This is a genomic window from Butyrivibrio sp. X503 (assembly GCF_003625475.1).
In the GTDB taxonomy this organism is placed as follows: domain Bacteria; phylum Bacillota; class Clostridia; order Lachnospirales; family Lachnospiraceae; genus Butyrivibrio.
On the sequence record NZ_RAIQ01000007.1, the window covers coordinates 1 to 12,309 of the forward strand.

At 43.2% G+C, this 12,309-nt stretch carries 15 protein-coding genes and 1 tRNA gene; 4 read left to right on the forward strand and 12 right to left on the reverse strand.

The window, feature by feature from the left end:
- Positions 1-329 precede the first annotated feature (329 nt).
- From D6853_RS12260 to D6853_RS12290, 7 genes are read right to left on the reverse strand one after another with little or no spacing between them, the layout of a single operon-like run.
- Positions 330-782 (reverse strand): CvpA family protein, encoded by a 453-nt coding sequence (locus tag D6853_RS12260; protein ID WP_120658300.1) that lies wholly within the window; start codon positions 780-782, stop codon positions 330-332.
- A 10-nt stretch (positions 783-792) separates the two neighbouring features.
- Positions 793-2,016 carry a DUF5711 family protein gene (locus D6853_RS12265; protein ID WP_120658301.1) on the reverse strand — a complete coding sequence of 408 codons (1,224 nt, stop codon included), beginning with the start codon at positions 2,014-2,016 and terminating at the stop codon, positions 793-795.
- A 31-nt stretch (positions 2,017-2,047) separates the two neighbouring features.
- A complete protein-coding gene (locus D6853_RS12270) occupies positions 2,048-3,091 on the reverse strand; it encodes an aldose epimerase family protein (RefSeq protein ID WP_120658302.1) in 1,044 nt (347 codons plus the stop codon).
- Between the two features lie 33 nt (positions 3,092-3,124).
- A complete protein-coding gene (gene recR, locus D6853_RS12275) occupies positions 3,125-3,724 on the reverse strand; it encodes a recombination mediator RecR (RefSeq protein ID WP_120658303.1) in 600 nt (199 codons plus the stop codon).
- Complete coding sequence (locus tag D6853_RS12280) at positions 3,724-4,071, reverse strand: YbaB/EbfC family nucleoid-associated protein (protein ID WP_120658304.1); 348 nt, start codon at positions 4,069-4,071, stop codon at positions 3,724-3,726. Before D6853_RS12280 ends, recR begins: the two co-directional genes overlap by 1 nt.
- 3 nt (positions 4,072-4,074) lie before the next feature.
- Entirely contained in the window at positions 4,075-5,673 is a 1,599-nt protein-coding gene (dnaX, locus tag D6853_RS12285) for a DNA polymerase III subunit gamma/tau (protein WP_120658305.1), read from the reverse strand.
- Positions 5,674-5,716: 43 nt separating this feature from the next.
- Complete coding sequence (locus D6853_RS12290) at positions 5,717-6,790, reverse strand: 6-phosphofructokinase (protein ID WP_120658306.1); 1,074 nt, start codon at positions 6,788-6,790, stop codon at positions 5,717-5,719.
- Between the two features lie 150 nt (positions 6,791-6,940).
- Here D6853_RS12290 and D6853_RS12295 point away from each other — a divergent pair.
- Positions 6,941-7,029 (forward strand) — tRNA-Ser (locus D6853_RS12295).
- A 3-nt stretch (positions 7,030-7,032) separates the two neighbouring features.
- On the opposite strand, the gene D6853_RS12300 is transcribed toward D6853_RS12295, so the two are convergent.
- Genes D6853_RS12300 through D6853_RS12315 form a run of 4 tightly spaced genes read right to left on the reverse strand, consistent with a single transcriptional unit; the run spans position 7,033 to position 8,905 of the window.
- On the reverse strand, positions 7,033-7,356 hold the full coding sequence (locus D6853_RS12300) for a LiaF transmembrane domain-containing protein (RefSeq protein WP_120658307.1): 324 nt from the start codon (positions 7,354-7,356) through the stop codon (positions 7,033-7,035).
- Positions 7,357-7,944 carry a hypothetical protein gene (locus D6853_RS12305; RefSeq protein ID WP_120658308.1) on the reverse strand — a complete coding sequence of 196 codons (588 nt, stop codon included), beginning with the start codon at positions 7,942-7,944 and terminating at the stop codon, positions 7,357-7,359.
- Positions 7,945-7,961: 17 nt separating this feature from the next.
- Complete coding sequence (locus tag D6853_RS12310) at positions 7,962-8,387, reverse strand: hypothetical protein (protein ID WP_120658309.1); 426 nt, start codon at positions 8,385-8,387, stop codon at positions 7,962-7,964.
- Complete coding sequence (locus D6853_RS12315; RefSeq protein ID WP_243108351.1) at positions 8,384-8,905, reverse strand: RNA polymerase sigma factor; 522 nt, start codon at positions 8,903-8,905, stop codon at positions 8,384-8,386. Before D6853_RS12315 ends, D6853_RS12310 begins: the two co-directional genes overlap by 4 nt.
- A gap of 174 nt (positions 8,906-9,079) precedes the next feature.
- Here D6853_RS12315 and D6853_RS12320 point away from each other — a divergent pair, with 174 nt between their 5' ends.
- From D6853_RS12320 to D6853_RS12330, 3 genes are read left to right on the forward strand one after another with little or no spacing between them, the layout of a single operon-like run.
- Positions 9,080-9,862: a transporter substrate-binding domain-containing protein gene (locus D6853_RS12320; RefSeq protein WP_120658311.1), complete on the forward strand. Its 783-nt coding sequence runs from the start codon at positions 9,080-9,082 to the stop codon at positions 9,860-9,862.
- A gap of 26 nt (positions 9,863-9,888) precedes the next feature.
- Positions 9,889-10,545: an amino acid ABC transporter permease gene (locus tag D6853_RS12325; RefSeq protein WP_120658312.1), complete on the forward strand. Its 657-nt coding sequence runs from the start codon at positions 9,889-9,891 to the stop codon at positions 10,543-10,545.
- Between the two features lie 19 nt (positions 10,546-10,564).
- The gene (locus tag D6853_RS12330) at positions 10,565-11,317 is read left to right on the forward strand and encodes an amino acid ABC transporter ATP-binding protein (protein WP_120658313.1); all 753 of its coding nucleotides are present in this window, start codon (positions 10,565-10,567) and stop codon (positions 11,315-11,317) included.
- 81 nt (positions 11,318-11,398) lie between these two features.
- On the opposite strand, the gene D6853_RS12335 is transcribed toward D6853_RS12330, so the two are convergent.
- The gene (locus D6853_RS12335) at positions 11,399-12,133 is read right to left on the reverse strand and encodes a DUF6033 family protein (protein ID WP_243108352.1); all 735 of its coding nucleotides are present in this window, start codon (positions 12,131-12,133) and stop codon (positions 11,399-11,401) included.
- Positions 12,134-12,309 lie beyond the last annotated feature (176 nt).

Genomic DNA, 12,309 nt, shown 5'->3' on the forward strand with positions numbered 1-12,309 from the left:
AGTTGATCCGGTCAAAACTAAGCTTGGCTTTTGTTCTGTCCGTTAATTTACTAAATCTTTGTTCTGAATTATTCTCTGAATGAGCCGGTCTTGCGAAATACTTCGTATTTCCCAAGCTTTTGCATTCGCAAAATGAAATCTGAAATAATCAGTTCTACGCAAGCAAGCTTGCTCGTCCTGCTTATTTCATCTTTCGCCCTGCTCATTGCTTTTTGGAATTTTTCAGGGTTGCATTACTGTTTATTTGTCAAGGTACTGTGTTTTGCTGTCCTCAGCGACAGCTTATTTAGAATATCATAGGGTTATATCTGTGTCAATAACTTTTTTTATTATTTTATAAAAGTTTTCCGAATGTACTCAAACACGCTTAAACACACGGTTTTAAACGTATCTATCACTTCGATTTTTGTAACGAATTGAACCAGGTAAATAATTAAAAAAGCCTCTGCTGCGCCGAATACCGCTCCAAGAAGTCTGTTAAAACCGCTTAAAACGGGAACCTCCTTGACTTTCGAAAATGCATCTCCGATAGCTGTCATCAGTCTATAGATAAGGAATGCTACGACAAGATATCCTATCTTTGGTATGACTGTTCCGAAATTGGCATTAAGCACGTCTCCCGCAATTTTCGTTATGTAGTATATTGACACAAATGCCGCCAAAACAGAAACAAGGCCCGCTGCTTCCGCAAACAGGCCGTTTTTGGCGCCATATGACATTCTCCACAAGAAGAGGCAAACAACAACCGTTGTTAACACCACCTGTGCAATATCAAAGTTCATGGCTGTCTCCTTATTTAAGAATCAAAGTATCCGCACTTGTCTTGGTGACAAGAATAAACTTGTTCATCGTCGCCGTAGGAACAACTGTCCTTACGGGAGATTCAAATACTCCCTGATATTTGATATGTCCGTTCATATCCTTGAGAATGAATTCATCTTCATTATATATAACGATCTGTTTATTGGTGAAGATAATCTCTGAATAATCAATATCAAAATATGTAGTAAGCACAAGATTACCGGACGCATTATAAACCTGAAGTCTATACGCTCCGTCTTGCGTATTGTTGGCATAAACAAGACCAACATATGATTCATTGAAATATACGGAGCGAACTTCATCGTCTCCCGTAAAATTTTCAACCTGAATCACAGGCTTCTCCGAACCCGTATAGAACATCATTCTGTCATCCGATACAGCAAAAGCCTTATCCGTAGTCATGAATTGCACATATGGCACAACAACTCCGGGATAATCATAAGCACTTGCAAAGTTATCAATAGAATTCTGTCCGACCGATCCGAAATTAAAGAAGGATACACTCGTCGTAACCGAACCATCTTTAGGATAAAGATAAGACACACACACAAGCTCTCCGTTTGGAGAAATGCTTATGCTTATAGGATATCCGCTATCCTTCATCGTGGTCTTAAAATTGGCAAGAGGATTGCCTTGTGCATCGTAAAGATATATCCATGTTACATCCGTTCCGTCAAGAACAGCTGCAACGACGCCTTGAGAAGATACACAAAAATCTCTTATGGGAAGATTTGTATCCACCTCTCCCAATGCTCCGCTTACATTATTTACATAGATATTGTGTCCGTTATAATCGCCTATAGCTATGGCGTCACCGCAAGTTCTGGCTATCGGGCTCTGCATCTCATATGTTTGATTCCACAAAGCCTGTCCGCCGGAATCCAGGCAGCTCACACCATCCTTACTGTATTGAACGATATAGCCGTTAAGGCTGACTATCTTGGCATCACTGCCGTTGGTAATAGGTGCTCCTTTTGTATAAGTAGCCTCTGAATACTCCTTATCCCTCCAGCTCACATAGATTACAACCGTAAGAAGTGCAATGGTTGTCACTATGATTATCGTTCGGAAAAAGACAATAAGCTTGTGGCTTCTTATTCTTTCCTTATAGGAAGTTCCTCTTTCGGAAGTATCCCGAGCATCGCCTCTATTTATTTTTTCAGCATATGAGCTAAAATCGCGTACTTCCGCCAAATTTCGCCTCCGAAAACACCATGTTTTTTAATCAGACAAACTGATAAATTGTTGTTGTATCGTATTCTTTACCGGGTCCGAATACAGGATCGGGGAAACCGGCCTCGTTGATAGAATTGGGATAGAACTGAGTCTCAAGACACACTCCATCTCTGGCCTTGTATTCGATTCCGCCCTTAGCATCCTTAGCAGAAAGGAAATTACCCGCATAGAGCTGAACACCCGGAAGATCCGTAAAGCACTTCATTGCAATGCCTGTCTTGGGTGATGAAAGAGTTGCAAACTCTCTCATTGTTCCGTCTGCTTCATCGATAACGTAGTTATGATCGTATCCTCCAACTGCCTTAAGCTGTGCATTGTCAGCTGCTATGTCCTGTCCGATAGTCTTCTCCTGTGTGAAATCGAAAGGAGTTCCCTTAACAGATGCGATCTCACCTGTAGGAATAGCCGCCGAATCAATTACAGGAGTGTAATTTGAAGCATTAAGCAAAAGAGTATGATCAAGAATAGAACCTGATGCCTGTCCTCCGAGATTGAAATATGAATGATTAGTCATATTAACAAGAGTATCAGCATCACTTGTAGCATGATAATGAAGAGAAAGTGCATTATCATCGGAAAGTGTATATGTAATACTGAATACACGATTTCCGGAGAAGCCAAGATCTCCCTCGGCCGAATTAAGTGTAAACTTTACAAAGTTATCTCCCTCTTCCGCATCCCATACTCTCTTGTGGAATCCGTTGTCCATGTCTGTGTGAAGGTTGTTTGGTCCGTCATTAACGGGAAGAGTAAACTCTTTTCCATTAATAGTATATTTGGCATTTGCAATTCTGTTTGCAGTAGGTCCTACAGCTGCGCCAAGGAAACAACTATTGTCAAAATATCCTTTTACATCATCGAATCCAAGCACAACATCAACCTTGTTACCACTCTTATCTTTTACAAAAATATTTTTGATGATACATCCGTAGTTGATCACAACAACCTCAGCATCATTACTGTTTGTGATGTGATATGCGTAAATAGCCTCGTTTTTGGTAGTCTCCCCAACAAGTTCTTTTCTTACTGCCATATTATATTCCTCCATATGATAAAAAATAATGTCTCAAAGTTCTGTTCTGCCTTCCAATGCCCTAAGCAATGTAACCTCATCGATATACTCAAGGTCTCCTCCGACAGGAACTCCGCTTGCTATTCTGGTAACCTTAATTCCCGTTGGCTTTATCAGCTTACTGATATACATTGCAGTCGTTTCACCTTCCAGACTTGAATTGGTGGCAACAATAACCTCCTTAATATCCTCAGTCTGAAGTCTCTGCATGAGCTCAGTGAGCCTGATGTCTCCGGGTCCTATCCCCAACATCGGTGATATGGCTCCATGAAGAACATGATAAACCCCGTCATATTTGCCCGTCTTCTCATATGCTGCTAAATCCCTAGCATTTTCTACAACCATGATCGTGCTGTGGTCTCTTGAGGTGTTGCTGCAGATAGGACAAACATCGTCATCCGTAAGAGTGCAACACACCTTACAATAATGCACATTCTCCCTAGCACTCGTAATAGAATCTGCCAGTTTGGCAACTCTGTCTTTGGGCAGGTTGATTATGTAAAAAGCCAGCCGCTGTGCCGACTTCCCTCCAATTCCCGGAAGAGCCGCCAGCTCATCTATCAGCCGGTTAATATGTCCGCTGTAAAGATCCATTAGAAAGGAAATCCTCCGCCTAAGCCGCCTGTCATCTTTCCGATCATTGCTCCGCTCGCCTCGTCGGCCTGTTTCATTGCCTCATTAACTGCCGCAACGATCATATCCTGCAACATCTCAACATCATCGGGATCAACCGCATCAGGTGAAATAACAACGCCCTTAAGAGTTTTGTTTCCGAGAACGGTTGCTTCAACCGCTCCGCCGCCTGCCTTCGCAGTAAACTCCTTAGTCTCAAGCTCCTTCTGGCTCTCCTCCATCTGTCGCTGCATTCTCTGCGCCTGCTTCATAAGATTGTTCATGTTTCCCGGCATTCCGCCTCCGGGAAATCCTCCGCGTCTTCCCATTTTTTAACTCTCCTTTTCTTCATCTTCAGTAACAATATCAAAATTGATTGCCTGTAAATTTACATAATTCTCTTCAAAAGACTGCTGCTGTTCCAAGAATCTTGTTTCAAACTCAACATGCTTGCCGATCGCTTGATCAAATACGTCCTGCAGATCTTCCGAAGACTGGCCTGCGGCGTATTTATCAGCAAGCTGTTTGTTATCAAAAACAATTTGTAAACAATCATTGTTTCCAAGGCTCAGCCTCGCCCTCTGCATATATGTCTTCATAGGATTGTCCATCCTCGCGAGGATTCTGGGCCATTCCTTTACAAGCTTTTGTATATCTTCAGGCACCGCTCTGTCAAGGACCTTCTTGACCTTAGGCTGTACCTGCGGTGCAACAGATGCTCCTCCCGAAACAGATACAGCAACCTGTCCCGATCTTATTCCCTCCAAGATCTTACTGTTTTCCTCATCGTGCTGTTCCAAGACTCTCAGCCTGTCCTCAAGAGAATCTTCATTGTCATCCATCTGAGGCTTGCACATTTTGATAAGCGTGATTTCTATTAATATACGCTTCTGTGTCGCGTATCTAAGCTGCGACGATAATTCCGAAAAAATACGAATATATCTGATTATGGTGTCTGTCTTAGCGCCTTCCGCCTGCTGCTTGAGATCTTTAAGATTGTCCGAAGAGACATCAACGACATCTTCCATCTGATCCGAAGCCTGAACAAGCATAAGGTTTCTAAGGTACCAAACAAAGTCGTTTACAAACTGTGCCAGTTCTCTTCCCTGAATAACAACATCAGAAAGAACGGTAAGTGCCGAATTGGCGTCCTGTTCATACAATGCGGAAAAGAGTTTGCTAAACACCTCAGTGTCAACGGCTCCGAGCACATTCAAAACCTTATCATACGTGAGCTCTTGCCCGTAATTAAAAGCAACGCACTGATCTAGAAGACTCAATGAATCTCTCATTGATCCGTCAGCCGTCTTAGCAATATATCTGAGTGCCTTTTCTTCAACCTGTATACCTTCGGCGTCGACAACCTCACGAAGCCTTCCCTCTATGGTATCAATAGTTATCCTGTGGAAGTCGTATCTTTGGCATCTGGAAAGAATTGTTATCGGAATCTTCTGTACTTCCGTCGTTGCCAAAATAAACATTACATATTCCGGCGGCTCCTCCAGCGTCTTTAAAAGCGCATTAAAAGCACCGGCGGATAACATATGTACCTCGTCGATGATATAAACCTTACGTTTTCCTTTTGTAGGGGAATACGACACCTCATCGATGATCTCACGGATATTGTCTACACCGTTGTTGGATGCGGCATCTATCTCGATAACATTCATACTGTTGCCTGCTGCGATTGCCTTGCACATCTCGCACTCACCGCAAGGGCTACCGTCCACGGGATGCTCACAGTTGACTGCTCTTGCAAGAATCTTGGCAACAGAAGTCTTACCTGTCCCGCGGGTTCCGCAGAACAGGTAAGCATGTCCGACTCTGTCAGATTTTATTTGATTCTTTAAAGTGGTTATTATGTGGTCCTGACCCTTAACATCCTCAAAAACAGGTGGTCTGAACTTTCTATATAACGCTACATAACTCATCTGAAAAACTACTCCGCCACCAAAACCTTATTATATGTATGCATCAGTCCCCAAAGCATACACCAAGCATCTTGGCTTCTTTTATAATACTTGCATCGGGAGAAACATATTTAAGCTTACCCGCGATCTCGCTAAGCGGCACTTTTACAATTTCTCTGTTCTTATAGGCAACCATATAGCCATATTCCTTTTTAAGGACAAGGCGTCCTGCCTCTGCTCCGAGTCTTGATGCAAAGACTCTGTCGTACGGATCAGGTGCTCCGCCCCTCTGCATGTGGCCGGGAACGGTAACTCTTACCTCGTGACCTGTACGCTTCTGGATTGCTTCCGCAATCTCGTAGGAAACCGAAGGATATTTACGCTTCTCCACCTTTTCCTTGTATTCTTTCTTGGAAAGCTTAGCGTCTTTCTTGGAAATAGCACCTTCAGCAACAGCTATGATCGTAAATCTGCTGCCCCTCTTGTCTCTTCCTTCGATTGCTTCGCAAACTTTATCAATATCATAAGGAATCTCAGGAATAAGGATAACATCTGCGCCGCCTGCGATTCCCGCATTAAGCGTAAGCCATCCGACCTTATGTCCCATTACTTCAATAATAAATACTCGTCCGTGAGAATCCGCGGTAGTATGTATGTTGTCGATTACTCCCGTAGCGACATCAACCGCACTCTGGAAACCAAATGTCATATCCGTTCCCCAAAGATCGTTATCTATGGTCTTGGGAAGTGACACGATGTTAAGTCCCTCCTGTGAAAGCAGATTAGCCGTCTTCTGAGAACCGTTACCACCAAGAACAACCAGACAGTCAAGCTTAAGCTTGTAGTAATTCTGCTTCATTGCTTCAACCTTATCAAGGCCGTTCTCGTCAGGATCCTTGATCGTCTTAAAAGGAGTTCTCGAACTTCCGAGTATAGTTCCGCCCTTGGTAAGGATTCCGGAAAAATCACGAGATGTCAGCATGCGGAAATCACTGTAGATAAGTCCTCTGTAGCCATTCAAAAAGCCGTAGAATTCAACTTCTTCACCGCTATTCGCGATACATTTTACAACCCCGCGCATAGCTGCATTTAACGCCTGACAGTCACCACCACTTGTCAGCATACCAATTCTCATCATGTGAAAAGTCCTCCTTTGGATTCCTTTTTTGGTTAAACGCATACTACTTGTAATTATACAAAATATTGAGTTTAATGCCAAGTAATACGCATTGACGAGCACCATATAAAAAAGTATAATAAAAAACGCTTTGGAAAATCCAAAGCGCCTGGAGTTGTACCCAAGTGGTTGAAGGGTCCGGATTCGAAATCCGGTAGGTCGGTTTTGCCGGCGCAGGGGTTCAAATCCCCTCAACTCCGTTTCTATGAGAAGTACATATATAGTGTCAACAATTCTGCTTTATATGCCTGAAAGAGCATATCTGCACATGCCATTCCCATGGCAAATATCGCCATGATTATCATCAGAAAGATCGCACCCTTATCATAAACAACATTCTCCGAGCCCAAATTGGATATCAATAGTTCGATCCCAAGTCCTACAAGCAAAAGCGGCCACATGTGAAATATGAATTCATAGCTTATTCCGCCAACAAAAATATGACATACAAAAGCAATTCCGAATGCGATCAAGGATAATCCTGCGGTGATCGCCCCAACTCTGTGAGATCTAACGTTCTTATCCATTTATTCCTCCTTAGCAGCTTCTGCTATCATGTTTACAGATTCAGCGCCACCGGCATCTTCCGCTTCAAGTTCCTTTTTCTTTCCCCTTATCAAACGGATTCCCAACACGATCAGGATTATTGCAATGACAACCTCCGGAAGATCATTAACAAGAGAATACAGATCATCCCACAGTTCATCCGGAATAAGTCTGAAAGCGATCCTTGAAACATATGACCACATCATGGAAAGTCCGCATATGATCAGCACGAAAGGCATATACTTGCGCACCATTCCATCAGGAAGCTTTACTTTATCTCCAAGGTCAAACTCTTCCCATATATATCTATCCTTCATCACTGCAAGCTTCTCAGGACTTGTTGAAAACACGTTCCAAGCATGGAAAAAAGCAAAAAACCATACCAAAAAGATAAATGATATGAACACGCCCTGGAAAATATAAGGAAAAACCGTGTACAACGCAAAAAGAGCCGCAAAACATCCCATGATACTAAATCCGTTCTTCATAAGTCCCATGTACATCTCAACCGCACCTGGTATAAACGAAAACATAAAAGTAAAAAACTTATTCTTTTTCTTGATCTCCATTATTTTAATCCTCCCTTTTATTCGGATAATCCTTCAAACTTTGACTGTATTATTGATTGCATTTCTTTGAGCCTGTCTTTTTCAGAGTTTTCTGATAAGACCTCTTCCCTTGAACTTATAACTTCTCCGGAAAACAGCTCCTCTTTACTTATCGAAGCCTCCTGCGCGATCACTTCTTTCTTGGTAGGAACGCCTGCTCCTGTATCCTTGAAATAAGGCAAAAGAACCATCAAAATGATCGCAGCTGCTATAGATACCGAAACCTTCATACAATAAGCGTAATAGCTTATCTTTTTTGACTTTTTCTTATCGCATCTCTTATCAACATAAGAAAGCACCGCTTCATCAATGCTGTAAGGAGCGACCGTTTCGCCTTCCGTTTCTATCTCATTTATAAGCTTATTCAGTTCTTCATCTGAAAGATATTCATTGTAAGTACTCATGCAAGCAGGTCCTCCTTTCTTATGTTTTTCCTTAGCATCTCTCTTGCCCTGTAGATCTTTGTTTGTGTCGTCTTGAGCGGGATCCCCAGTTTCTCCGAGATCTCGGCCGCCTTCAAGCCTTTGATAAAGTACATATTTGCTATATGGGCGTACCCGTTTGGAAGATCATTACACTTTTCTTCCACCCGGCTTAAGACATCTCTTTTGGCAACCTCTGCTTCCGGGCCATCTCCTGATGTCGCAGCCACAAGCATAGCCGTGTCTTCCGTTGGCGCCGTTCGCCTCTCTGCAGCCTTTAGATAGTCAATACATTTATTACTTGCTATCCTGCACAGCCAGGCTTTTTCCGAGGCCCCATCAAACTCCGAAAGATGCTCATATGCCGAAATAAAAGCTTCCTGAGTGATATCTTCCGCGGCGAAATAATCACCGGTCATCTTTATGCACAAAGAGAAAACCAGATTCTTGTACTTCGCCATGAGCTCTATTAACTTTTCCTTGGAATCGATTTTCCCCACCTTCTTTTTTCTGTGACATGTCCTACATATAATATAACGAAGCAGCAATAAAAAAATCTTCACTTTTTTCAAAATTATTTTTGAGCCTTGCAATTCCACATGGTAACGTGATAAAGTATTAAATGTCGATATATCTATTTTAATCCACTATTTTAGAAGAATGAGAGAGGACTTATGAAAAAGAGAATACTTGCAACATTACTGCTTACAACCATGTTGGGACTTACAGCCTGCGGCTCCAAAGCTCCCGAAAGCGACGTAGACTACATTAAGGGAAAGGGAACATTGATCGTTGGCATTACAGATTTTGCTCCCATGGATTATAAGGATGATTCAGGCGAATGGATCGGTTTCGATGCTGATCTTGCCAAAAAGGTCGGCGATTCTTTGGGGGTTAACGTAGAATTCGTTGAGATTGACTGGGACAACAAGATCCTTGAGCTCAAAAACAAATCCGTTGACGTTATATGGAACGGAATGACTCTTACCGACGAAGTTAAGAATTCTATGGAATGCACCAATCCTTACCTCAACAATGCACAGGTTGTTGTCGTTTCTTCTGATATTGCCGATCAGTACAAGGATGCGGCTTCACTTTCCGGTTTGTCTTTCGCGGTAGAATCAGGATCTGCAGGAGAAGCTGCAGCTAAGGATAACGGATATAACTACACATCTCTTACATCTCAAGCCGACGCCGTTATGGAAGTAGATGCAGGAACATCTCAAGCTTGCATCATCGACCTTCTCATGGCAGGTGCTATGATTGGCGAAGGCACAAGCTATCCCAAGCTTACACACACAGTTGAACTGACCAAAGAGGAATACGGTATCGGTTGCCGTAAGGGTTCAGATCTTGCCGCATACATAAACGACAAGCTTTCCGAGTACTACAAGGACGGCACAACACAGTCCATCGCAACAACATACGGTGTTCAGGACGCCGTTATCGCCCCATAATATAAGACAGGAGTAGGTTTGAGCTGATGTTTTTTACCGTTACTTCATCCCTTCTGGTAGGATTTTTAGAGACCCTGAAACTATTCTTCCTTACACAGGTCTTTGCCCTGCCACTGGGACTTCTCATTTGCTTTGGCTCTATGAGCAAAGCAAAAATAATTAGATATCCTATTAGATTCATTATCTGGGTCGTACGCGGAACGCCGCTGATGCTCCAGCTTCTGATCATCTATTACGGCCCCGGGATCTTCCTCGGTGTAAATGTCTGGGGTTCAGAGACCTCGGGTAGGTTTATCGCTGCCCTCGTAGCCTTTGTGTTCAACTATGCCTGCTACTTCTCAGAGATTTACAGAGGCGGCATACAGTCGATTCCCGTGGGACAATATGAAGCCGGCAGGGTTCTGGGGATGACAGATAAACAGATCTTTTTCAAGGTCATATTGCTTCAGCTTGTAAAGAGGATCGTTCCGCCCATCTCCAACGAGATAATCACCCTGGTAAAAGACACTTCACTTGCCAGAGTTATCGCCGTCTACGAGATAATTTGGAACGGACAGGCCTTTATCAAGAGCAACGGAATCATCTGGCCCTTGTTCTATACAGGTGCATTCTACCTGATATTCAGCGGCCTTTTAACCGTACTGTTTGACCGAATAGAAAAGAAACTGAGCTATTTCAGATAATGAAAGACCGGTGCACATTATGCCAATTTTAGAAGTTAAGAATATAAAAAAGACATTTGAAAATACTGAAGTTTTAAAGGGAATAAGCTTTGATCTGGAAGAAGGACAGACCATGTCGATCATCGGTTCCTCGGGAAGCGGTAAGACCACACTTCTCCGCATCTTGAACTTTCTTGAGACTCCGGATGAAGGAACCATATCCGTCAGAGGACAGCAGATCTTTGACGGAGCAAGTCCTGTCACAAATCCCGAGCAACTCAGGAAGAACAGGCTCCACTTCGGACTTGTTTTCCAGCAGTTCAATCTTTTCCCTCAGTATACTGCCCTTGAGAACGTCACTCTTGCCCCGCTTATGGAGGCCGACGCTTCCCAAAAGGACAAGATCATAGAACACGGAAAAGAGCTTTTGGCACAGATGGGACTATCTGACAGAATGGATAATTACCCACACCAGCTCTCAGGCGGTCAGCAACAAAGAGTAGCGATTGCAAGAGCCTTGGCTCTGGAGCCTGATATTCTGTGCTTTGACGAGCCCACTTCAGCCCTTGACCCCGAGCTTACCGGAGAAGTCCTTAAGGTTATCAGGGAGCTCGCAAGCCGCCACACAACTATGATCATCGTAACTCACGAGATGAGCTTTGCTAGAGACGTAGCGGACATCGCACTCTTCATGGACAACGGCATCATCCTTGAACAGGGTCCTGCCAAAGAGCTTATAAGCAATCCCAAAGAAGAGCGGACCAAGCAGTTTCTTTCAAGCCTTAATTCTTGAGATGCCAATAAGACAATCACAGGTTTGTACAACATATAACGCCCCGGCTTATGCCGAGGCGTTTTCTTTATCATATCGGGTTCATCCTTTATAATCTATTGTCTGTCCTATGGTCTTCTCGTAAGGCGTCTGAACTGTGTCTGCCCTCAAGTTGAAATTGTAATCATCTATCTTCTTTACGAGCTCTTCCACCGAGCTTGCCATGAGGATAACATAATCTTCCTCATCTTCAGCGACACTCTCCGCAGCTTTTTCCTGAAGCTTTTCAGCCTGCTCTTTCTTGGCTTCCTTCTTGGCCTCAGCTTTCTCTTCAGCCTTCTTCTCAGCTCTTTTCTCTGCGAGCTTCTCAGTCATCTCCTGTGAGGACTTGCGCATTACCGCAAAGAAAGATGCTGTTCCGTTATCTTCAACCTGCATTCCGATGGTCTTTACATTGCTCTTGTTCTCCATGATGGACTTAAGCTCGGGCATCTTGCTCTGAGCATTGGCAATAAGACCTTCATATTTGGCGCGGTATTCTTCATCCGTCGCCATTCTCTCTATCTTTTCCTCATCGATAAGGACAACCATCCTGTTGGCGTTTCCGAAAGAGCTTGCGTTCTGCTTAGCATAGTCTTTCATATCCTTACTTACGAGAACAAAATCCATTCCGGAAAATTTCTTTTTAAGCTCTTCGTAGTACTTGGCGCCCTCTTCAGAGAGCTTTGCCTTACCGATGGTCTTTCCGTAATTTCCGGTAGACTTCTCAGTCTTTGCTGCCTGCGCAGCGTCATACGTTCCGGCTATTCCTGCCGATACTTCAGATATATTACTCATGGTTCCCTCCATTTCTCAAGATTACTCTTGCAAGTGCATTTCCCTTCGGCTTCCCGAAAAAACGCACATGGCTTCCCTGCCTTTTCGTTTCTAAATAATATATCGGCAATTATCAGAAAAAAATAAGAATTGAAGCACAATTTTTTGCACCTCAATTCTTATAATGTTTAATCTTA

Bases quoted from the DNA above. Each gene is read 5' to 3' on its own strand.
- D6853_RS12320 (WP_120658311.1), top strand. From the start codon at position 9,080: ATGAAAAAGAGAATACTTGCAACATTACTGCTTACAACCATGTTGGGA.
- dnaX (WP_120658305.1), bottom strand. From the start codon at position 5,673: ATGAGTTATGTAGCGTTATATAGAAAGTTCAGACCACCTGTTTTTGAG.
- D6853_RS12325 (WP_120658312.1), top strand. From the start codon at position 9,889: ATGTTTTTTACCGTTACTTCATCCCTTCTGGTAGGATTTTTAGAGACC.
- D6853_RS12270 (WP_120658302.1), bottom strand. From the start codon at position 3,091: ATGGCAGTAAGAAAAGAACTTGTTGGGGAGACTACCAAAAACGAGGCT.
- recR (WP_120658303.1), bottom strand. From the start codon at position 3,724: ATGGATCTTTACAGCGGACATATTAACCGGCTGATAGATGAGCTGGCG.
- D6853_RS12335 (WP_243108352.1), bottom strand. From the start codon at position 12,133: ATGAGTAATATATCTGAAGTATCGGCAGGAATAGCCGGAACGTATGAC.
- D6853_RS12300 (WP_120658307.1), bottom strand. From the start codon at position 7,356: ATGGATAAGAACGTTAGATCTCACAGAGTTGGGGCGATCACCGCAGGA.
- D6853_RS12260 (WP_120658300.1), bottom strand. From the start codon at position 782: ATGAACTTTGATATTGCACAGGTGGTGTTAACAACGGTTGTTGTTTGC.
- D6853_RS12290 (WP_120658306.1), bottom strand. From the start codon at position 6,790: ATGATGAGAATTGGTATGCTGACAAGTGGTGGTGACTGTCAGGCGTTA.
- D6853_RS12280 (WP_120658304.1), bottom strand. From the start codon at position 4,071: ATGGGAAGACGCGGAGGATTTCCCGGAGGCGGAATGCCGGGAAACATG.
- D6853_RS12330 (WP_120658313.1), top strand. From the start codon at position 10,565: ATGCCAATTTTAGAAGTTAAGAATATAAAAAAGACATTTGAAAATACT.
- D6853_RS12310 (WP_120658309.1), bottom strand. From the start codon at position 8,387: ATGAGTACTTACAATGAATATCTTTCAGATGAAGAACTGAATAAGCTT.
- D6853_RS12305 (WP_120658308.1), bottom strand. From the start codon at position 7,944: ATGGAGATCAAGAAAAAGAATAAGTTTTTTACTTTTATGTTTTCGTTT.